This is a genomic window from Umezawaea sp. NPDC059074, from assembly GCF_042738955.1.
Lineage (GTDB): Bacteria > Actinomycetota > Actinomycetes > Mycobacteriales > Pseudonocardiaceae > Umezawaea.
The window spans coordinates 2,450-21,798 of sequence record NZ_JBHYHC010000048.1; the positions used below are offsets into that span (position 1 = coordinate 2,450).

A 19,349-nucleotide genomic window follows, 5' to 3' on the forward strand; every position below is an offset into this window, starting at 1 on the left:
GCATACGACATAGCGAACATAGCCGAGTTCGAGCGGATGATGGAACAGGACTACGGCGTGAACCTGCGGTTCACCTTCTTCCCGGTGCGCGGCCTCGACCGCGAGGGCTTCGCGATCCGGTTGGCGCCGCACCTCTACAACAGCCGCGAGGAGGTCGACCACGCGGTGGACTCGATGATCGAGCTGACCGCGAAGCTGTCGTCGTGACGCGCGTGGGGTGCGGTGTCGGAGGCCGCACCCCACGCGCCGTCACCGCCGGGTGGCCAGTTCCTCCCGCAGTTGTGACGGCAGCAGCTGTTCGCGCATCAACCTGCCGTAGGCCGCGGTGCGGTCGGGCGCCGCGGCGAGCCACTCCCGCACCAGCCGCACGCCCTCGACGTACGTGGTGGTGTAGGCCCGCCACAGCGGATCGCTGAGGAAACCCACCATGTGCCGGGCTCGGCCCTCGCCGACCAGCATCCACCGCCGCAGGTAGCGCACCACTTCCTCCGGGTCCGCGCCCTTCTCGTGCAGCAGCAGCGCCGCGTCCTGGCGCACCGGGTGCAGCCGCGAGGTCAGGTCGAACAGCCGCTCGGCCAGTTCGCCGTCGAGGCGCAGACCCAGTTCGCCGAGCACGTCCGCGGCCCACGTGCCCCACCCCTCCGGCAGCACGACCTCGCGCGCAGCTTCACCAGCACCCTCCGACAGCAGGCACTGCGGCGTGTTGACCAGCGCGATGGTGTGCTGGAGCTCGCCGCGCCCGTGCACCAGTCCCGCCTCCTTCACGCAGTGCTCGGTGTGGTGGCCGGGATACGACTCGTGCGTCACCAGCAGCGGCAGCGCGGACAGGCCGTGGCCGGGATCCGCGTTGATCTCCACGTGCGACCGGAACCCGCCGAGGTAGTGGTTGAACGCGTTCCACGGCTTGCCGGTGACCACCGAGTACTCGATCGACTCGCCATCGGGCAGGTCCACCAGCGGGCGGGTCAGCTCGCGCAACCCTTGTGACAGCGCTCGGACGGCGTCACCGAGCCGGTCGACCGGGCAGTGGTCCCGGTCCGCGTGGGCGGCGATCCGGCCGGCGAGGTCGCCGCTGCCGGGGAGAAGCTCCGCGATCTCCTGGTGCACCGCGACGTAGCGCTCCGGGTCCGTCGGCTGGATCGAGACCTCGAAGTACGACTCCAGCTCCTCGGCGAACGGGACGTCCTCGCCCGCCAGACGCCGGGTCGTGCAGTGCAACGCGGTGAGCTGAGCGGTGAGGAACCGGTCGCGGGGCTCGGCGGCGAGCAGTTCGCCGACGCGGGCGCGCAGCGCGGCGGGCGTCGGCTCGGCCTCCTCGGCGACCTGGGCGGCCAGTTCGGGTGGGCCGAACCAGCAGTCGACGAACCCCGGCACCAGTCGTCCGATCCGCAGGCCCATGCGGAGGTACTCGGCAACCAGGTCGTCCATCATGCCCTCCGAACGCTTCGGGTCGGGGTGTCGATTGTGCCGTTTTTACTATAGTTAAAGATAGTGTGTCATGTAGGCTTGCGAGTGCTGATCTGCCTAGAAGCTTCAGGTCGTGACGAGGAAGCTCTATATTAAGATAGTAGAACCGAAGGGTGCGCGCATGGGCGAACGGCTCTCGGTACACCTCGTGCAGCAGGGCGTGTGGGACCTGCCCCTGGAGTCGATGCCGTTGGCGTCCGGCTACCTCAAGGCCACCGCGTTGGCCGACCAGCGGCTCGCGGACCGGCTCGACATCACGATCCACAACTTCAACGGCGGCGACCGCGTGATGACGATGGCCGAGCGGATCTTCGGCGAAGGCGTGCCGGACGTGCTGGCCTTCTCCGTGCTGGGCTGGAACTTCCGCCGGTTCGGCGCGCTCGCCGAGACGTTCCGCCAGCTCAACCCGGACGGCCTGGTCGTGTTCGGCGGCACCCACGTGTCGAACCAGGCCCAGCGGGTGATGAGGCTGTTCCCCGAGGTCGACGTCGTGGTCAACGGCGAGGGCGAGTTGACGTTCGCCGACCTGCTCGCGGCCCAGCTCGCCGGCGCGCGGCGCGACCGGCTCGGCCTGGTGTCCGGCATCTCGTACCGCGGCCAGGACGGGCAGGTGCTCACCACCCTGCCGCGCGAGCGCATGGAGGACCTCGACCAGATCCCGTCGCCGTTCCTCACCGGCGCCATCGACCTGACCAACGACCTCGGCGAGTTCCGGTTCGACGTGGCCCTCATGGAGACCAACCGCGGCTGTCCCTACAAGTGCTCGTTCTGCTACTGGGGCGGCGCGGTCGGGCAACGCATCCACGCGTTCTCCCGGCAGCGGTTGCGCGCCGAACTGGAGGTCTTCGCCCGGCACAAGGTGCACACCATCGTGTTGTGCGACGCGAACTTCGGCATCCTGCCCATCGACGCCGAGTTCGTCGCCGACCTGGTGGAGGTGCGGCGGAAGTTCGGCTACCCGCGCGCACTGGAGGCGTCGTGGGCGAAGAACAAGTCCGCGGTGTTCTTCGACATCGTGCGCACAATCAAGCAGCACGGCCTGAAGAGCTCCTTCACCCTCGCGCTCCAGTCCTTGAGCGACGAGGCGCTGCGGGGGATGAACCGGCGCAACATGAAGCTCAACGCGTGGGAGGACCTGGCCGCGTGGCTCGACCGCGAGGGCCTGGAGTGCTACGCGGAGCTGATCTGGGGTGCGCCGGGGGAGACGGTCGAGTCCTTCATGCGGGGCTACGACAAGCTGTCCCGCCACGTCTCCCGCATCGCCGTCTACCCGATCCACCTGCTGCCCAACACGGAGTACGCGGAGAAGAAGCAGGAGTACGGCATCGTCTCCGTGCGGGGGGAGGACGACGACTTCGAGTACGTGCTGTCCCACGACACCATGTCGCAGGCCGACAACCGGTTGGTGAAGCGGTTCCTGTTCTGGAGCAGGGTCGTCGCCGAGAACGCCGTGTTGCGGCACAGCTGGGTGGGCCTGCGGGAGCTGACCGACGTCACCCAGTCCACGGTGCTGCGTTCGCTGGACGAGTGGATCGCCCGCACCGGCGACCCGGCCGCCGAACCGCTGCGCGCGGCCGTCGCCCGCGGCCAGAACAGCGACGTGGCCTACGGCGACGCGGTCCGCTACATCTTCGGCACCCCCGACGCCACCGCGCTGCTGCGCCGGTGGTGGGACGAGGCGGTGCTGCCCCTGGTCCCACCGCACCGGGCGGAGCTGCTGCGGGAGATCTTCCGCTACGACCTGCTGACCCTGCCCGCCTACCGCCTGCCCGACACCGGCCCGGCCGAGGAGCTGCCGGTCGTCGAGGTGGGCGGCGCGGAGTACTTCCAGCGCAAGGGGGTGGCCCTGCGCGCCGACGTCCCGGCCGTGGTCACCGCACTGCGCACCGGCGCCGACCCCGGTGTCGGCGAGCCCATCGTCGTCGACCTCTACTACCGCGTCGGCGCCGAGGTGTTCATCGGCTCCACCAACCACGAGCAGATCGTCTACTTCATGGGCGTCACCGAGGCGGAGCTGTCCCACTGACCAGCGCGGAGGAGCTGTCGTGAGCACGACCGACCGGATGAAGGCGGACATGGCGACGGCCTACGACCGCATCGCCGAGGAGTACGACCACTCCGGCGTCGAGTACTACGAGCCACTGGCGCGCGTCTTGGTCGCCCGTGCCCGCCTGCGCGCGGGCGACCGCGTGCTGGACCTGGGCTGCGGTACGGGCAACGTGCTGTTCCCGGCGGCGCGGGCGGTCGCTCCCGGCGGGACGGTGGTGGGCATCGACCTGTCCCGCAACATGATCGCCCGCGCCGAGGCCGCCGTCTCGCAGCAGGGCCTGCACGACGTCACCCTCGCGGTGATGGACGGCGAAGCCCCCGAGTACCCGCCCGCCTCGTTCGACGCGGTGCTGAGCAACGTGAGCGTGACCCTCTTCCCCGGCGCTCCGGCGGCGCTGCGCCGCTACCGCGACCTGCTGCGCCCCGGCGGTCGCCTGGTGTTCACCGCGCCGGTGTTCGACGGCGACGGGTTCCCGTCCGTCCTGCCCTCCGCGCTGAAGGACACCCTGCGACGCATGATCTCCCTGTTGCACGAGGTGGGTTTCCCCAAGCCGTACATGGACTCCGGCCTGTGGTTCGGCGACGCCCCCTCACTCCGCCACGCCCTGCGCTCGGCGGGCTTCGACGAGGTCGACGTCGTCGAGGAACCGCTCACCATGGCCATGGAGTCCGGCGAGATGTGGCTGCGATGGCTGTGGGTCCACGCCGCCATGCGCCTGTTCTGGGACCGGCTCGACCCGCGTCACCAGGAGGAGTTGGCCGCCGCCATCGCGGAGGAGCTCGACGCCCTGCGCGATGTCGACGGGGTGATCAGGTACGACGTGACGGCCCGGTCGGTGGTGGCCTTCCCGGCGTGACCCGCGGACGCCTCGATCCGTGCGCGGGCCCGTGGCGAGCGGCGTTGTCCGACCCGGTCAGCGGGCAGGCGGCTGCTCGACGTCCGTCGGTGCGGCGGCCTCGCCCTCCGAGGTGGCGTCGAGGTGCCGGGCGAGCGCGTCGAGCGTCTCGGACCACAACCTCCGGTAGGGCCGCAGCCACGTGTCGACCTCCTGCAGCGCCTCCGGTCGCAGCTCGTACATCCGCCACTGCGCGTCCTTGCGCACGTGGACGAGGCCCGCGTCGCGCAGCACCCGCAGGTGCTTGGACGTGCCGGTCTGGGTGAGTCCGAGGCGGTCGACCAGGGTGCCCACGGAGCACGGGCCTTCGAGCAGCACGTCGAGCATGCGCCTGCGGACCGGGTCGGCCAGCACCGAGAACACGGGCATCATCGTGGGGCTCCGTCTCTGCCTGCGGCCCGGTCAGGACAGGCGGGCGGCGTACTGGTCACGCCACCTCGTCCACTGGTCGAGCGGCAGGTGCACCAGGTCGACCTCCTGGTCGCCGAGGCCCGCCGCGGCGAGGAAGTCGAGGTGCATGTGCCAGCCCGCGAGCATCAACGGCAGGTCGTCCGCTGAGCAGTCGGCGAGGGTGCTGGTGAACACGAGCCGGGTGCCGTCGCCGTCGGGGCGCAGTTCGAAGCGGAGCACGCCGTGCAGGTTCGTGTCGAACTCGAGCAGGCGGGGCGGGTCCAGGCGGGTGACGCGGCCGTGCATCGCGTACCGCTCGCCGTTGTCGCCGTGGTTGAGCCAGTGGAAGGCGAACCTGCCGCCCTCGACGAGGTCCAGTTCGTCGGCGCACCCCCACCAGAGCAGCATCTCGGCCGGGTCTGTCAGGGCGGCCCACACCCGCCCCACCGGGTGCGGGAGGACGCGTTCGAAGCGCAGCACCGCCTTGCCGTCCTGGTCGTGCACGGAACCGTCAGCGGTGTCCGGAAGTGGGCGCACGGGGTCGTTCTCCTTGTCGTGTGGGAAATCCGGTCACGCGGCACGGGACCGGTCGGGTGGGGGCGTGCGGATGAGCAGGCCGAGCAGCGCCGAGACGAGCACGACGCCCGCCGCGGCCAGGGCCGCCAGTCGGAAGCCGTCCATGAAGGCGGCGTGGCCCGCGCGCACGATCGCGGAGGCCACGTCGGGCGACACGCCCGGTGGCACCGGCACACTGCCCTGCGCGATCGACGAGGCGGCGCCGCCGTACCCCGCCGCCACGTCACCCGGTACCCCCGCGGCGTTCAGCTCTCCCGGCAGCGTGCGGCCGACCGACGTCGCGATCACCGTGCCGAGCACGGCGATGCTCAGCACGCTGCCGAACATCAGGGCCGTCTGCCCGAGCCCGGAGGCGATGCCGGACAGCGCGGGCGGCGCGTGGCCGACGATCACCTGGGTGGCCGGTCCGATGAAGCTCACGCCGACCGACAGCGCCAGCAGGAACGGCCAGATCGCGTGGTACGACGACGTCTCGGTGAGGTTCGTGAACCCGGCCAGTGCGACCGCGACGAGCAGGAAACCGGTGATCACCGGCAGTCGCGGGCCGAAGCGCTGGTTGAGGTGCCCGGCGAGCGAGGAGCTGAAGAGGAACACCACGTTCACCGGCATCAGCGCGAGCCCGGCCTGGACCGGACCGAACCCCCGGACCTGCTGCAGGTAGAGGGCGAGGTAGAACCAGCTGCCGAACATCAGGCCGCCCGCGATCAGCAGCGACAGCGCCGACGCGACGACGGGGGCGCGGCGGAACAGGTCCAGCGGCAGGAACGGACCGCTGGTCGTGGTCTCGCGGTAGACGAACGCGGCGCCCGCCACCAGCGCCGTGGCGAACCCGGCCACCGGGTAGCCGCCGAGCCACCCGTGCTCGGGCACCTCCACGACCGCCCACACCAGCCCGGTGAGCGCGATCGTCAGCAGTGCCACGCCGGGCGCGTCGAACGGGCGGGTGGACCCCGCCGGGGCGGTGCGCGGCACGACCGCCGCGGTGACGGCGAACGCGATCGCGCCCAGCGCGACGTTGACGAAGAACACCCACCGCCAGTCCAGGTGCTGCACGAGCAGACCGCCGACGAACGGCCCGGACGCGCCACCGATCGCGAAGGAACCCATGAAGACGCCGAACGCCGACTTCACCTTGTCCTCGGGGAACGTGGCGGCGATGATCGCCAGCGCGGTCGGGATCAGCAGCGACCCGCTCGCACCCTGCAGCACCCGGAACACGATCAGCTGACCGATGCCGGTGGCCAGCCCGGCGAGCACCGAGCTGATCACGAAGGCCACCACGCCGATCAGGAACACCCGTCGGTGGCCGAACGTGTCGCCGAACTTGCCCGCGGTGATGAGGAAGGCGGCGGTCGCGAGCATGTAGCCGTTCGTCACCCACTCGAGCTGGTCCAGCGTGGTGCCGAACTCCGCGCCGATCGACGGGTTCGCGATCGCGACGACCGTGCTGTCCAGCGCGTCCATCATCGCGCCGAGCGCCAGCGCGGCCAGCACGACCCACGGGCCACGCGCCCCACCGCGCCGCGACACGTCTCGCGCGGCTTCGTCCGGTGCCTGGGCCATGGCGGGGTGCTCCCTTCACGGGATCGGTCGGTGACGCGCTGTGGTCGGATCGTCACTTCTTACTTGCCTCGTCGAGCATATGAAAGACGGGTCATATTGTCGAGCGAGCTTCACCCGATCGGATCAGGTCGCTCGACATCGTGAATACCGTTGAATAAACGATAGCGAATTCCGGTGTGGAGGTGTGCCGTGCGATCCCGTCCCGTTCCGCTCATGGTCTCCGACGACGACTTCGACGACCCGTTCCCGCGGCTCCGCGAGCTGCGCGAGAGCGGGCCCGTGCACGTGGTGCGCGGCCGCGACGGGATGGACCGCTGGCTCGTGACCCGCTACGACGACGTCGTGCGGGTGCTCACCGATCCCCGGTTCAGCAGCAGCATGGGCGCGATGCGGCAGCGGTCGACCGTCACCGCCGCGCTCGACGACGGGAGCATGCCGACCGCCACGCTGATCACCGCCGACCCGCCGGAGCACACGCGCCTGCGGCGGGAGGCCGGGCGGGCCTTCCGGGCCGCGCGGGTCGACGCGCTGCGCCCGCTGGTGAGGAGGACGGCCGAGGAACTGCTGCGGGCCTTGCCCGACGACGACCCGGTCGACCTCGTGACGGCTTTCACCAAACCGTTGGCGCTGCGGACCATCTGCGCGTTCACGGGCGCACCCGCCAGGTACGGCGACCGGTTCGACGAGGCCGCCACGGCGATCAACTCGCTGGCCGCCGACGAGGCGGCGGTCACCGCCACCCAACGCGCGCTCGCCTCCACGTACGCCTACTTCCACGACCTGGTCGAGGAGAAGCGACAACGGCCCGGTGACGACTACACCTCCGACCTGGTCCGCCAGAACGACGAGCGCCGGGTGCTGAGCGGGGGAGAGGTCGTCTCCACCTGCCTGCTGATGTTCCTCAACGGGTTCCACACCAACGCCGAGCTGCTCGCCAACGGCGTGCTCGCCCTGCTGCGCGACCCCGGCACGCGGGCGCTCGTGCGCGCGGACCCGGCCTCCGTGCCCCGGCTCGTCGAGGAGTGCCTGCGCCACGACGGCCCGGTCAACCCCGGCATGTGGCGGTGGGCCGTCGAGGACGTCGAGATCGCGGGCACCACCATCCCGCGCGGCGCGTGCGTCCTGGTGGCCGTGGCGGCGGCCAACCGCGACCCGGACGTGTTCCCCGACCCGGACGAGTTCGACGTGCGGCGCGCCGGCCGGGGGCACCTGGCGTTCGGGCACGGCGCGCACCGGTGCCTCGGCGCCGCGCTCGCCCGAGCGGAAGCGGAGATCGGGATCGAGGTGCTGCTCGCGCGTCGCCCCCGCGTCGCGCTCGCGGTGGAGCCGACGAGCCTGCGGCGGCGCGTGAGCGTCCTGAGCGGCCTCCGCGAACTCCCCGCGCGACTGGGACCGGCGGAGGAGTAGGCCGTGCGCGTCGAACTCGCCGACGACCGGTGGCACGACCTCCGCTCGTCGCTCGCCGCCGCCACCGACCGGTTCACCGGTCTGCTCCTCGCGCCGGGGGAACGGGATCGGCGGGTGGGCCGCTGGAGGTCGGGGGAGATCGCCGCCCACGTCGCCGTCGTGGCCCACCTCAACGCCGGGTTCCTGCGCGCGCCGTCCGCGCCGACGGGCCATCCCCTGATCGACCGGCTCGTCCGCACCAGCTCGCTGGGCGACATCGGTCACCTCAACGACGTGGCGCTGCGGGAACACCCGGAGCGGTCGCCGTCCGTGCTGGCCGAGCGGCTGCGCGACGGCGTCGGCCTCCTGCTGGACCGCAGTGCCGACCTCGACCCGCTGGCCCCCGCGCGCTGGCTGGGCGGCGCCACCCTGCCCGCGGCATCGCTCGTGGCGCACATGCTCAACGAGGTGCTCCTGCACGGCCACGACCTCGCTCGTGCCCGTTCGCTGCCGTGGCGGCTGCCGTCGCGGGAGGCCGGGCTCGCGTTCGACCTGTTCCTGGTCAGCCTGCTCGGCGGCACCGACCGGGGATGCCTCTTCGGGCCCGGTGCCGGCCAGGGGAGGGTCATCCGGATCGAGTTCAGGTCCCCGCACACCACCCCGGTCGTCCTCGTGACGGGCGGCGGCCGGATCGGCGCGGACCCGCCGGGCGGCCGGGTGGACGCGCGGGTCCGGTTCGAGCCGGGCGCGTTGATGCTCGCCGCTTTCCGCCGCGTGTCGTTGTCGCGCGCCGTCGCGACCGGCCGGATCGTCGCGACCGGCCGACGTCCGTGGGCGGCCGCGACCTACGTGCGAGGCATGAACACGCCGTAGACGCGCTCGCCTTTCAGGTAGTCGATCGGTCGATGAGGTGAGCATCCGGCGTGGCTCGCACGGGCTCGTCCGGACTGTGGCGCGAGTGTGGTCGCGCGGCCGTCACCTGCTTGGGTGCGGCCGTGCGAGCGTCGACGCGCCCATCCGGCGCCGCGTGCCCTGCGCTATTCGACGGCGCGGGGCAATTCATTGACAATACTTCAAAAACATATAGCGTTATGCAGCGAGCTGAGTGTGACCGCTCACTGTGCCGCCCGGACACTGGGCTTGCGCGCGGTCCCTCCCGACAGACGCTGGAGGTGTCTGGATTGAGTTTTTCCAAGGAGACCTACGAGTCCCTGAACCTGGAGCCCAAGCCGATCCGCCCGCACATCCTCGCCGCCGCGACCGTGGTGTTCGGTGACGACTACTACGCGGGGCGGAGGGAGACGATCAACCTCTCCGGGTTCGTGCAGTTGAACAAGTGGCCGATGCCCGGCTTCGAGCACAGCGTGGACGAGAAGGGCTACGCGTCCTTCGCAACCGAGTTGATCAGCGCGCCCGAGGTCGGCATCAAGGGGTACAGCTACGAGCTGGACGACCGGCTCCAGGTGCTGTCGAACCCGTTCCTGCCCAACTCCGGCCACGTGAAGCAGATCGTGCCGGGCAAGAACTTCCCGGCGGAGTTCTACATCCGCCGCTTCGGCATCCTGGAGACGAGCACGCTGCGGCTCGCGCACCGCAACGTCATCGACATCTACGGTGTTGTGGACAGCGTGCCGCCCTTCAAGAAGCCGCTCACGGGCCCCTACCTCGGTCGCCCGCGCGGCGACGGCCCGTTCGACGTCGTGCAGGCGCCGAACGTGGTGCGCGGCACCACCCTGCCCGAGGCGTGGTACCCGGCCAACGACGAGAACGAGGTCGTCGGCATCACCCCGGAGGTCTTCTTCGCGCCCAGCGCCGGGCCGTGCATGTCCATGCTGGTCGACCCGTCGCTGATCATGCAGGTGACGCTGGAGGGCCAGGTCGAGCTCGAGGTCGGCGGCAAGACCGTCAAGGTCGACCTGGACGGGGACTACCGCAAGGCCGCGGGCGCCGAGATCCTGCTGTTCGGACCGGACAAGCACCACGACGGTCCCGGCGTCCTCGCGCAGCTCGCGCGCGTCGCGGTCTCCGGCCACTGCGCCGAGCTGGGTGGCAGGGTCATGCTGCGGGCGTCGTGGCCGCGCGTGTCCGGCGGCACGCTGGGCGAGGGCTCGGAGGAGAGCCTGAGCCGCGTCACGTTCCCGAGCGACCTGCACATCGACACCAACTTCGAGCTGTGCACACCGCACGGCACGCTCTACGCCGACAACTCGGTGCACGTCGCGGGCAAGCTGCGCGACGTGGAGGCCACCGGCACCGAGCTGAAGATGGACGGCGCGGACTCGCCGCTGGTCACCACCGACAACGAGGTCAGGGCGCGGTTGATCGGCGTCAACCTGGCGATGCGCGACGCGCACGTCGGCGAGACGGCCGCCGTCAACATCTGACCCCCGGCGCGGCCGGGAACCTGTTGCACCACGCGCGAATTTGATTTAAATTCAAATAGTGCATCCGTTGGGTGCCGCTCCGCTCGCGGGGCGGCACCCAAACGGCGCGGCGACCGGAGAGGAGCACGGCATGGACCCCCGGCTCCTCGCCATGCACCAGGTGATGCTCGCCGACCACGTGCGCGTCGACGCCTACGACCGGGCACTGGCGAAGACCGTGCGGCCGGGTGATGTCGTGGTGGACGTCGGCGCGGGCACCCTGGTCCTCTCCGCGCTCGCGCTCCGGCACGGAGCGGCCCATGTCTACGCGATCGAGGCCGATCCGGCGATGGCCGCGGTCGCCGACCGCGTCGCCGCCGACAACGACTTCGGCGACCGCCTCACCGTCGTGCACGGCGACGCCCGCGTGGTGCGGCTGCCGCGCCGGGCCGACGTGGTGGTCGCCGAGCTGATGGGCAACCTCGGGCCCGAGGAGCAGATGGTCGAGGTGGTCCGCGCCGTCGTGAAGCGCAACCTGGCCCCCGGCGGCCGCGTCGTGCCGCGCGCGCTGACCACCCACCTCACCGCGATCGAGTTCGACGACGAGGGCTGGGGCGTCTGGCGGGACGACCACCCCGCCCTGCGGCTCGGAGCCGTGCGCGCCGTCGCGGCGCCCGCGCCCCTGCCGCACTTCTTCCACCGCGACCCGGTGCTGCTCAGCGGGCACGTCCCGGTGGCCGTCAGCGAGGTCGGGGTGAGCCGCGCCGGCGGTCCGACCGGTCCGGTCGCGCTGCGGGTCGACCGCCCCGGCGAGCTGCACGCCGTCATGGGCCACTTCACCGCGGACCTCGCCGACGGCGTCGAGCTGTCGAACTTCCCGTCCTACCCGGGGTGCAACTGGGCGGTGTGGACCTGGCCCGTCCAGCACACCCGTGTGCTGCCCGGCGACGAGGTCAGGGCGGAGCTGACCGCGCCACCCCGCTCCACCGTGCGCGACGTGACCGAGTGGCGGCTCGACTGCGCCTTCTCCCGGAGGAGGAGCGCCTGATGCCCATCTCGCTCGGTTCCGTCCGCGACATCCCCGTGCGCGCGTTGAAGCTCTGCGGCCTCACCTGGTCCGGTGAGTTCCTCTGGTTCTCCGAGGCCGTCTCGAACTCGATCATGGCGCTGGACCCGGTGACCGGCGAGGTCGAGCGCCGCCTGCCGTGCGCGGGCGTGCGCACCGACCTGACCACGTGGACGGGCAACCTCGTGCAGGTGGTCGGTGACGACCGGGCGTTGCGGGTCATCGCCCCGGACAGCGGCACCCCGCTCCTGGAACTGCCCAACCCCCGTCCGGGCAACGTGCTGTGCGGGCTGGAGGCGGCCCGCGACGGCCTCTGGTTCGGCTACGAGGACCTGCGCGTGCTGGACCTGCGCGACGAGGACGGCGCGCTGCTCGACACCATCCCCGTCTCGCGGCCGGTCGCGGGCCTCACCGTCTCCGACCACTACCTGGCCTACTCGGACTACCGGGCGGGGACGATCAACCTGGTCGACATCCGGCTGCGCCGCGAGGTGGCCAGCTACGACGTCGCGGGCAACCCCACCGGCATCACCTGGGACGGCAGCCGGATCTGGTACTGCGACTACACCACCCTGCAACTGCGCGCGATCGAGGTGCCGGGCATCAGCGGATCCCGCTGACCGGGGGAGGGCACGGCCATGACCAGCACGGATTCCCCGTCACGTCGAGCGCTCGCCCTGCGCGCCGTCCGCGTGGGCTGGACACTGGTGGTGGTCATGGCGCCCGCGCTGCTGGTCGGGCTGGCGCGCTGGGCGCTCACCGGTCGGGAAGCGGGCCTGAGGCACGTCTACCGGCGCGGCACGGTGCTGCTCGTCCGGCTCGGACCCACGTTCGTCAAAGCGGGCCAGGTGCTGGGCACGCGGCGGGACGTGCTGCCACCCGCGCTGTGCGCCGAGTTGAGCGTCCTCCAGGACGAGGTCCCGCCGATGGACCGCGCGGGTACCGACCGCGCGCTCGCCGAGGCGTTCGGCGCGGAGTTCGACGACCTGTTCAACGAGGTCGACCGGACGCCCGTGGCCAGCGGCAGCGTGGCGTGCGTGTACCGGGGCAGACTCCGGTCCGGCCGTGAGGTCGCGCTCAAGCTGCGGCGGCCCGGCGTCGAACGGGTGATGGGCCAGGACCTGGTGCTGCTGCGCCGCGGCGCGCGGTACGCGGCGAAACTGCCGCCGTTGCGCGGCGTGCCGGTCACCGAGGTCGTCGACCACGTGGCGGACGCGGTGCTCGGGCAGCTCGACTTCGCCCGCGAGGCCGACGCGTTGCGCAGGCTGCGCGCGAACCTCTCGGCGGTGCCCAGGGTGTGGGTGCCGCTGGTGCACCCCGACGCCTGCCGCCCCGGCTGCATCGTCATGGAGTTCATCGACGGCTTGGAGACCGGCACCGCCGACCGCTGCTCGCAGGCCACCCGCAGGAGGTTCGGGGTCTCCGCGCTCACCGCCGTCTACCAGATGCTGTTCGTGGACGGGTTCGTGCACTGCGACCTGCACCCCGGCAACCTCTACTTCACCACCTCGGGCCAGGTGGTGGTGCTGGACGCGGGGTTCAGCGTGCTGCTGACCGACCGGCTGCGGCGGCTGTTCGCCGAGTTCTTCATGAACATGGCCGTCGGCAGGGGCGACCGGGCGGCCGAGATCGTGGTGGAGAGCGCCGCGGGGCTCAAGGACGACGCCGACCTCGACGGGTTCCTCGCGCGCATGGCGGACCTGGTGCGGCGCAGCCACGGGCTGCCCGCCAAGGAGTTCAGCCTGGTCGGCTTCGCCACGGAGATGTTCGACCTGCAACGCGCGCACGGTGTGCACGCGGCGCCCGAGCTGATCTTCCCGTTGCTCTCGCTGCTCGTGATCGAGGGGACGATCCGGGCACTGGACCCCGAGGTGGACTTCCAGGAGGCCGCCAAGCCGGTGTTGGTGAAGGGTCTCTTCGGGGCGAAAGGACGACGCGCGCCCACGGAACGGGACGGTCTTCCCAGCGAATTGCTATAGTTTAAGAAAGTGGGTTGACGGGTAAGAGGTGGGCGATGGGGACCAAGCGGAGCTACCAGCAGTATTGCGGTCTCGCGTCGGCTCTCGACGTCGTGGGCGAGCGCTGGACGTTGCTGATCGTTCGCGAGTTGCTGATGGGCCCCGCCCGCTACAGCGACATGATCGCCAACCTGCCCGGCCTCGGCACCAACCTGCTGGCCGAGCGGCTGAAGTTCCTCGTGGAGCGCGGAGTGGCGGAGCAGGTGGACGTCCGGGGCACCGGCGCCCAGCTCGCGTACGCGCTCACCCCGACCGGCGAGGAGTTGCGCCCGCTCGTGCTGGGACTGGCCCGGTGGGGCCTCGAGTTCGTCGGTGACCTGCGCCCCGAGGACACCGTGCGGCCGCAGTGGGGCTTCCTCGCCGTGGAGGCGATGCTGGACCAGACGAAGGTGGCCGACCGGGCCGAGCGGTACGAGTTCCGGGTGGACGACCAGATGTTCCACATCGACGTGGCGGACGGTCGCGCGGCCGCCGTGAAGGGGCCTGCGGTCGATCCGTCGATGGTCGCCAAGACCGACGCCGCCACGTTCGTCCAGATCGGCGCGGGCAGGCTGACGCCGTTGCTGGCCATGGTGACCGGCCGACTGGCGCTGGAGGGCGACATGGACGCCGTCGTGCGCTGCTGCGAGCTGCTGGGCCTGGAGACGACGGTGCCCGCGAAGCCCGTCGCGACCGCCGCGGTCGGCTGACCGGTGAGCGGGGGAGACCGGCGGTGACCCGCCCCGAGGGGCTGTGGCCGGACGGCGCGGACGTGGCGTACCAGCGGGCGCGCACCGAGCTGTGGCTCGCCGAACGCGACCTGCGTGACGCGCTGGAAGCCGTCGCCGCCGCCCGACGGGCGTTGCCGCCGGGCGCGTCCTTGCCGGAGTACGCCCTCCGGGAGGGGCCCGCGGACCTCGGCTTGGACGAGCCCGAGGAGACGCGCGCGCTCGTCGACCTGTTCGGCGACCACGGCACGCTCGTCGTCTACCACCTGATGTTCGAGGCCGGGGCCGCGAGCGCGTGTCCGATGTGCTCGATGTGGGTGGACGGCCTGCACGGCGTGTCGCACCACCTCGCCCGGCACACGGCGTTCGCGGTCGTCGCCGAGGCGGGCACGCCCGAGCTGCGGGCGTGGGGCAGGCGGCGCGGGTGGGACGGTCTGCGGCTGGTGTCGGCGGGTGGCACGTCGTTCGGCCGCGACCTCGGCGCGGTGCGCCCCGACGGCTCGACACGTCCCGGGGTGAGCGTGTTGCTCCGCGACGGCGACTGGGTGCGGCACGGCTACACCGTCTTCGCCGACTGGAGCGACGAGGACAAGGAACGCGGCATAGACCTGCTGTCGCCGGTGTGGCAGGTGCTCGACCTGCTGCCGGGAGGGCGGGGCGACTGGTACGCCGCCAACGACTACGCGGGCAGGCTTCGCGGCGACCGCCGCTGACGTCCTTCCTCCGCTGTGGCAACGGAATCCCGTGTGCGCGCACCGTCGTCACGGATCACCCATGCCTCCATCGTGCTACTGTTTACTTGAAAAACAGTGTTCATTCTGGAGGAGTGAGCGGGAGGCGCCGTGGCACGTGGTCTCCGGTCGACGGCCGATTTCGACGCCGTGATGCGGTCCTACGTCGAGGGGCACCCGCAGCTTTCCGGCACGTCGGTCGAGCAGTTGGCGGCCCCGAAGCTCACCGTCGACGAACGGTTCTGCCGTGACATGGCCGACCTGTTCGACCGCGCGCCGATGCTCGACTGGACCGACGACCTCGTGGAACGCTACGAGATGTTCAAGCGGGAGAACCTGAAGCAGTACCGGGTGATCCGAGCCGAGGGTCTCGACGTGCGGCCGTGGAACGCCCCCCGCGGTCCGTACCGCGACTCGCGCCACCTCGTGCGGAGCGTGCGCGAGACGGGTGTGCTCCGCGTCCACCTCACCAGCGCGGGCCACGGACCCGGACCGGCGACCGGCTTCCACCCGCTGCGCACGCCGTCCGGCGTCGTCGAGCACGGCGTGGAGTTGACCCACAACGACGTCTTCCGGGTGGTGCACGACGTCTTCGGCCACGTCGTGCGGGGCAACGGCTTCGGCCCGCGCGGTGAGTTCCGCGCCGCCCGCGCGCACCTCGCGATGTACCCGGCGGCGGTGGGCCCGGTGCTGGTGGTCGAGCAGGTCGCGCAGATCTGCTGGTTCTTCTACGGCCCGCACCTGCGCGTCGACGGCCGCCTGCCGACGAGGGGCGAACCGGGCTACACGCCGCCCGACCGCCGCCCGTACGCCGAGCAGAAGGTGTTCCCGCTGGAGCGGCACCACGTCGCGCGGTTCCTGGGCCAGTTCAAGGAGGAGCACGGATGACGCACATCCTCGGTCGGACCCTGCCCGCCTCGGTGCGGGCCGACTTCCCGATCCTCGCCACCCGACCCGGCGCCTACCTGGACAACGCCGCGACCACGCACAAACCGCGGGCGGTGCTCGACGCGCTGGTCGAGTACTACACGACGGCGAACAGCAACGTCGGTCGCGGCTACCACGAGCTGGGCCGCCTCTCCACCGACGTGTACGAGCGGGCGCGCCAAGACATGCGGCTGGCGCTGGGCGCGGCACAGCCGGAGGAGGTCGTGTTCACCACCGGCACCACCGACGCCGTCAACGCGGTCGTCGACGGACTCGGCCGTCGTCTGCTCGGCCCCGGCCGGGCGGTGCTGGTCAGCGGCATGGAGCACAACTCGAACCTGCTGCCCTGGCGCAGGCTCGCCGAGGAGACCGGGGGCGAGCTGCTCACGGCGCCGGTGGACCGCCACGGCCGGGTGGACCTGGACGCGTTCACCGCGCTGCTCGGCCCGAAGGTGGGGCTCGTGGCGGTGTCGCACGTGTCGAACGTGCTCGGCACCGTCAACCCGGTCGCGGACCTGGTCGCGGCCGCGCACCGGCACGGCGCGCTGGTGCTGGTGGACGGCGCGCAGGCGGTTCCGCACCGGCCGGTGGACGTGCGCGAGCTCGACGCCGACTTCTACTGCTTCTCCGCGCACAAGGTGTACGGGCCGATGGGCACCGGTGTGCTGTACGGCAAGCGGGAGCTGCTGGACGACCTGCGGCCGCCCCGAGTCGGCGGCGGCACGGTGAAGGGCGTGAGCGCCGTCGACCCGGTGCGCTACGTGCCGGTGCCGCAGAGGTTGGAGGCGGGCACGCCGAACGTGGCGGGAGCGGTCGGGCTCGCCGCCGCGCTGCGCTACCTCGACGGTCTCGGCCGGGACGCGGTGCGCGCCCACGACGAGCACCTCGTGCGCTACGCGGTGCGCGAGCTGGGAGAGCTGCCCGGAGTGCGGGTGATCGGCGCGCCCCAGGAGACGCCGAGCGGCATCGTGTCGATCGTCGTCGACGGCGTCCACCCCTACGACGTGGGCGGGCACCTGGACCAGCACGGCATCGCGGTGCGCAGCGGAGTGCACTGCGCCAGCACGTTCCTCGACGCGCTCGGCCTGCTCGGCACGGTCCGGCTGTCGTTCGCCGTGTACAACACCGAGTCCGATGTGGACGCCGTCGTCGACGCGCTCGCCACCGTGCGCCCCGGCGTCTGGACGAACGAGCACCCCACCACCCGTTTCCTGTGACACCAGAGGGGGACCGATGGCCACGACCGGAGAGCTGGAGTCCATCCGCGCCGAGCAGGCCGCGATCTGGGACGCCGTGAGCGACGGCTGGCTCGCGTGGAGCGAGGACTTCGAACGCGCGGCCGCGGTGGTGACGGCCGAGCTGGTGCGGCTGGGCGGGGTGGCGTCGGGGCAGTCCGTCCTGGACTTCGGCACCGGACTCGGCGAACCGGCGTTGACCGCGGCCGACGTCGTCGGCGCCTCCGGTGAGGTGGTGGGCGTGGACCTGTCGCCGCGCATGGTGCGACGGGCCCGCGCGCGTGCGGGAGGACGGCCCGGTGTCCGGTTCGTGGTCGGTGGGGCGGAGGCCGCTCCCGGTGATCACGACGTGGTGCTGAGCCGCTGGGCGATCCCGTTCGCGGGCGACAGGGACGGGCTGTTCCGCGCGTTGCGGACCGCGTTGCGACCCGGCGGGGTGCTGGCCGCGGCCGTGTGGGGACCGCCGGCCGAGGTGCCGATGATCGCGCTCGGCTTCGGCGTGGTGGGCCGGTTGCTGGAGTTCGGCCCGCCACCGCCGGGACCCGGTCCCTTCACCCTCGCCGACCCCGAGGCGCTGCGCGCGGAACCCGTCGAGGCGGGGTTCCGCGACGTGGCGGTGACCGAGGTGGTGGTCGACTTCCGCCTCCCCTCACCGCGGGCGTTCGCGGACTTCGCGCTCGACGTGCTGCCACCGCGGCCCCGCGGCGCGCTGCGCGGGAAGTACGGCGGTGAACGCCACCCGGAAGTGCTCGCAGCGCTGGAGGAGGCCGTCGAGCGGTTCCGCGACGACGACGGCGGTGTGCGCCTGCCGTCCCGCTGCCTGCTCCTGCGTGCCGTCGCATGAGGTTCGACACCCGGCTGGTGCACGTGGGCCAGGAGCCGCAGCCCGGCACCGGTGACGTCGTCCCGCCGCTGCACCTGGCCTCCACCTACGAACGCGACGTGCAGGACCCGGTGCGCTGGTTCTACGGCCGAGGTGAGAACCCCACCCGCGAAGGCCTGGAACGCTGCCTCGCCGCGCTGGAGGACGTGCGGTTCGCGTCGGTGTTCTCGTCCGGCCAGGCCGCGGGCGCCACGGCGCTGGCCGCACTCGGGCGGAGGCGCGTGATCGTCGCCGACGACGTCTACGGCGGCACGCACTCGTTGATGAACACGCTGACCGGGGTCGACGTGCGCTACGAGGACCTGGCCGACCCCGAGGTGGTGGACCGGGTGTTCGCGGGCGACGCCGCCGACGCGCTGGTGTGGGTGGAGACGCCGACGAACCCGCTGCTCAAGGTGGTCGACCTGGCCGAGGTGACCCGACGCGCGCACGAGGTGGGCGCCGTGGTGCTGGTCGACAACACGCTCGCCGGGCCCGTGCTGCAACAGCCGCTGAGGTGCGGGGCGGACGTGACGCTCTACAGCACCACCAAGTCCGTCGCAGGCCACCTCGACGTGCTGGGCGGGGCGCTCGTGCACGACCGGGACGACCTGCACGAGGCGTTCACCGCGCACCGCACCGCCGTCGGCAGCGTGCCGGGACCGTTCGACTGCTTCCTGGTCCACCGGGGGCTCAAGACGTTGTCCCTGCGCACCGGCAGGCAGGTCGCCACCACCGAGAGGCTCGTGGCCGCGCTGCTCGCGTCGCCCGCCGTCGCCGAGGTGCGCTACCCGGGACTGCCCGCGCATCCGGGGCACGCGGTGGCCGCCCGGCAGATGGCCGGGTTCGGGTCGCTGGTGTCGTTCCGGTACCGCCACGACGTGGACGGGCTGCTCGGCAGGCTGCGGTTGTTCGCCAACGCCGTCAGCCTCGGCGGCGTGCGCTCGCTCGCCCAGTGCCCGGCCGCCACCACGCACCGTCCCGTACCCGCGGACGTGCGGGAACGCCTGGGCATCACCGCCGACCTGGTGCGGGTGTCGGTCGGCATCGAGGACCCGGACGACCTGCTCGAGGACCTCGCGCGGGCGTTGCACCCCAACTGACGGAGGAGCG

19 protein-coding genes are annotated in these 19,349 nt (G+C 71.8%); 15 read left to right on the forward strand and 4 right to left on the reverse strand.

Annotation, left to right across the window (positions count from 1 at the left end):
* Positions 1-207 (forward strand): hypothetical protein (locus ACFWW9_RS22240; protein WP_390380939.1); only part of this gene is annotated, 207 nt, incomplete at its 5' end.
* Between the two features lie 42 nt (positions 208-249).
* On the opposite strand, the gene ACFWW9_RS22245 is transcribed toward ACFWW9_RS22240, so the two are convergent.
* Positions 250-1,428, reverse strand: a complete 1,179-nt coding sequence (locus tag ACFWW9_RS22245; RefSeq protein WP_390380942.1) for a DUF885 domain-containing protein — start codon at positions 1,426-1,428, stop codon at positions 250-252.
* Between the two features lie 160 nt (positions 1,429-1,588).
* On the opposite strand from ACFWW9_RS22245, the gene ACFWW9_RS22250 reads away from it, so the two are divergent.
* Together ACFWW9_RS22250 and ACFWW9_RS22255 are read left to right on the forward strand one after the other, a co-directional pair.
* The gene (locus ACFWW9_RS22250; RefSeq protein WP_390380945.1) at positions 1,589-3,493 is read left to right on the forward strand and encodes a KedN5 family methylcobalamin-dependent radical SAM C-methyltransferase; all 1,905 of its coding nucleotides are present in this window, start codon (positions 1,589-1,591) and stop codon (positions 3,491-3,493) included.
* A 19-nt stretch (positions 3,494-3,512) separates the two neighbouring features.
* Positions 3,513-4,373, forward strand: a complete 861-nt coding sequence (locus ACFWW9_RS22255) for a class I SAM-dependent methyltransferase (RefSeq protein WP_390380948.1) — start codon at positions 3,513-3,515, stop codon at positions 4,371-4,373.
* 57 nt (positions 4,374-4,430) lie between these two features.
* Here ACFWW9_RS22255 and ACFWW9_RS22260 read toward each other — a convergent pair whose 3' ends face one another.
* Genes ACFWW9_RS22260 through ACFWW9_RS22270 form a run of 3 tightly spaced genes read right to left on the reverse strand, consistent with a single transcriptional unit; the run spans position 4,431 to position 6,941 of the window.
* Complete coding sequence (locus ACFWW9_RS22260; protein WP_390380951.1) at positions 4,431-4,784, reverse strand: ArsR/SmtB family transcription factor; 354 nt, start codon at positions 4,782-4,784, stop codon at positions 4,431-4,433.
* 30 nt (positions 4,785-4,814) lie between these two features.
* Complete coding sequence (locus tag ACFWW9_RS22265) at positions 4,815-5,339, reverse strand: SRPBCC family protein (RefSeq protein WP_390380954.1); 525 nt, start codon at positions 5,337-5,339, stop codon at positions 4,815-4,817.
* Between the two features lie 33 nt (positions 5,340-5,372).
* The gene (locus tag ACFWW9_RS22270) at positions 5,373-6,941 is read right to left on the reverse strand and encodes a DHA2 family efflux MFS transporter permease subunit (protein ID WP_390380957.1); all 1,569 of its coding nucleotides are present in this window, start codon (positions 6,939-6,941) and stop codon (positions 5,373-5,375) included.
* Positions 6,942-7,154: 213 nt separating this feature from the next.
* Here ACFWW9_RS22270 and ACFWW9_RS22275 point away from each other — a divergent pair, with 213 nt between their 5' ends.
* The 12 genes from ACFWW9_RS22275 (at position 7,155) to ACFWW9_RS22330 (ending at position 19,339) form a co-directional block, all read left to right on the forward strand.
* Positions 7,155-8,348 carry a cytochrome P450 gene (locus ACFWW9_RS22275; RefSeq protein ID WP_390380961.1) on the forward strand — a complete coding sequence of 398 codons (1,194 nt, stop codon included), beginning with the start codon at positions 7,155-7,157 and terminating at the stop codon, positions 8,346-8,348.
* A 3-nt stretch (positions 8,349-8,351) separates the two neighbouring features.
* Positions 8,352-9,200 carry a maleylpyruvate isomerase N-terminal domain-containing protein gene (locus ACFWW9_RS22280; protein ID WP_390380963.1) on the forward strand — a complete coding sequence of 283 codons (849 nt, stop codon included), beginning with the start codon at positions 8,352-8,354 and terminating at the stop codon, positions 9,198-9,200.
* Positions 9,201-9,499: 299 nt separating this feature from the next.
* Complete coding sequence (locus ACFWW9_RS22285) at positions 9,500-10,711, forward strand: DUF6004 family protein (protein WP_390380966.1); 1,212 nt, start codon at positions 9,500-9,502, stop codon at positions 10,709-10,711.
* Positions 10,712-10,841: 130 nt separating this feature from the next.
* A complete protein-coding gene (locus tag ACFWW9_RS22290; protein WP_390380968.1) occupies positions 10,842-11,738 on the forward strand; it encodes a 50S ribosomal protein L11 methyltransferase in 897 nt (298 codons plus the stop codon).
* The gene (locus ACFWW9_RS22295) at positions 11,738-12,376 is read left to right on the forward strand and encodes a hypothetical protein (protein WP_390380971.1); all 639 of its coding nucleotides are present in this window, start codon (positions 11,738-11,740) and stop codon (positions 12,374-12,376) included. The genes ACFWW9_RS22290 and ACFWW9_RS22295 overlap by 1 nt, the downstream gene beginning before the upstream one ends.
* An 18-nt stretch (positions 12,377-12,394) precedes the next feature.
* Positions 12,395-13,735 carry an ABC1 kinase family protein gene (locus tag ACFWW9_RS22300; protein ID WP_390380974.1) on the forward strand — a complete coding sequence of 447 codons (1,341 nt, stop codon included), beginning with the start codon at positions 12,395-12,397 and terminating at the stop codon, positions 13,733-13,735.
* A 35-nt stretch (positions 13,736-13,770) separates the two neighbouring features.
* Positions 13,771-14,463, forward strand: coding sequence for a winged helix-turn-helix transcriptional regulator (locus ACFWW9_RS22305; RefSeq protein ID WP_390380977.1), 693 nt, complete (start codon positions 13,771-13,773; stop codon positions 14,461-14,463).
* A 23-nt stretch (positions 14,464-14,486) separates the two neighbouring features.
* A complete protein-coding gene (locus tag ACFWW9_RS22310) occupies positions 14,487-15,194 on the forward strand; it encodes a DUF899 family protein (protein ID WP_390380980.1) in 708 nt (235 codons plus the stop codon).
* A 129-nt stretch (positions 15,195-15,323) separates the two neighbouring features.
* Positions 15,324-16,100 carry a crotonobetainyl-CoA--carnitine CoA-transferase gene (locus ACFWW9_RS22315; RefSeq protein WP_390380983.1) on the forward strand — a complete coding sequence of 259 codons (777 nt, stop codon included), beginning with the start codon at positions 15,324-15,326 and terminating at the stop codon, positions 16,098-16,100.
* On the forward strand, positions 16,097-17,356 hold the full coding sequence (locus ACFWW9_RS22320; protein WP_390380986.1) for an aminotransferase class V-fold PLP-dependent enzyme: 1,260 nt from the start codon (positions 16,097-16,099) through the stop codon (positions 17,354-17,356). The genes ACFWW9_RS22315 and ACFWW9_RS22320 overlap by 4 nt, the downstream gene beginning before the upstream one ends.
* A 16-nt stretch (positions 17,357-17,372) precedes the next feature.
* On the forward strand, positions 17,373-18,218 hold the full coding sequence (locus ACFWW9_RS22325) for a class I SAM-dependent methyltransferase (RefSeq protein ID WP_390380989.1): 846 nt from the start codon (positions 17,373-17,375) through the stop codon (positions 18,216-18,218).
* On the forward strand, positions 18,215-19,339 hold the full coding sequence (locus ACFWW9_RS22330; RefSeq protein WP_390380992.1) for a trans-sulfuration enzyme family protein: 1,125 nt from the start codon (positions 18,215-18,217) through the stop codon (positions 19,337-19,339). The genes ACFWW9_RS22325 and ACFWW9_RS22330 overlap by 4 nt, the downstream gene beginning before the upstream one ends.
* Positions 19,340-19,349: the final 10 nt, after the last annotated feature.

Excerpts from the sequence above, each read along its gene's own strand:
- ACFWW9_RS22290 (WP_390380968.1), top strand. The coding sequence starts at position 10,842 with ATGGACCCCCGGCTCCTCGCCATGCACCAGGTGATGCTCGCCGACCAC.
- ACFWW9_RS22275 (WP_390380961.1), top strand. The coding sequence starts at position 7,155 with ATGGTCTCCGACGACGACTTCGACGACCCGTTCCCGCGGCTCCGCGAG.
- ACFWW9_RS22320 (WP_390380986.1), top strand. The coding sequence starts at position 16,097 with ATGACGCACATCCTCGGTCGGACCCTGCCCGCCTCGGTGCGGGCCGAC.
- ACFWW9_RS22325 (WP_390380989.1), top strand. The coding sequence starts at position 17,373 with ATGGCCACGACCGGAGAGCTGGAGTCCATCCGCGCCGAGCAGGCCGCG.
- ACFWW9_RS22270 (WP_390380957.1), bottom strand. The coding sequence starts at position 6,941 with ATGGCCCAGGCACCGGACGAAGCCGCGCGAGACGTGTCGCGGCGCGGT.
- ACFWW9_RS22250 (WP_390380945.1), top strand. The coding sequence starts at position 1,589 with ATGGGCGAACGGCTCTCGGTACACCTCGTGCAGCAGGGCGTGTGGGAC.
- ACFWW9_RS22245 (WP_390380942.1), bottom strand. The coding sequence starts at position 1,428 with ATGGACGACCTGGTTGCCGAGTACCTCCGCATGGGCCTGCGGATCGGA.
- ACFWW9_RS22300 (WP_390380974.1), top strand. The coding sequence starts at position 12,395 with ATGACCAGCACGGATTCCCCGTCACGTCGAGCGCTCGCCCTGCGCGCC.
- ACFWW9_RS22305 (WP_390380977.1), top strand. The coding sequence starts at position 13,771 with ATGGGGACCAAGCGGAGCTACCAGCAGTATTGCGGTCTCGCGTCGGCT.
- ACFWW9_RS22295 (WP_390380971.1), top strand. The coding sequence starts at position 11,738 with ATGCCCATCTCGCTCGGTTCCGTCCGCGACATCCCCGTGCGCGCGTTG.
- ACFWW9_RS22330 (WP_390380992.1), top strand. The coding sequence starts at position 18,215 with ATGAGGTTCGACACCCGGCTGGTGCACGTGGGCCAGGAGCCGCAGCCC.
- ACFWW9_RS22260 (WP_390380951.1), bottom strand. The coding sequence starts at position 4,784 with ATGATGCCCGTGTTCTCGGTGCTGGCCGACCCGGTCCGCAGGCGCATG.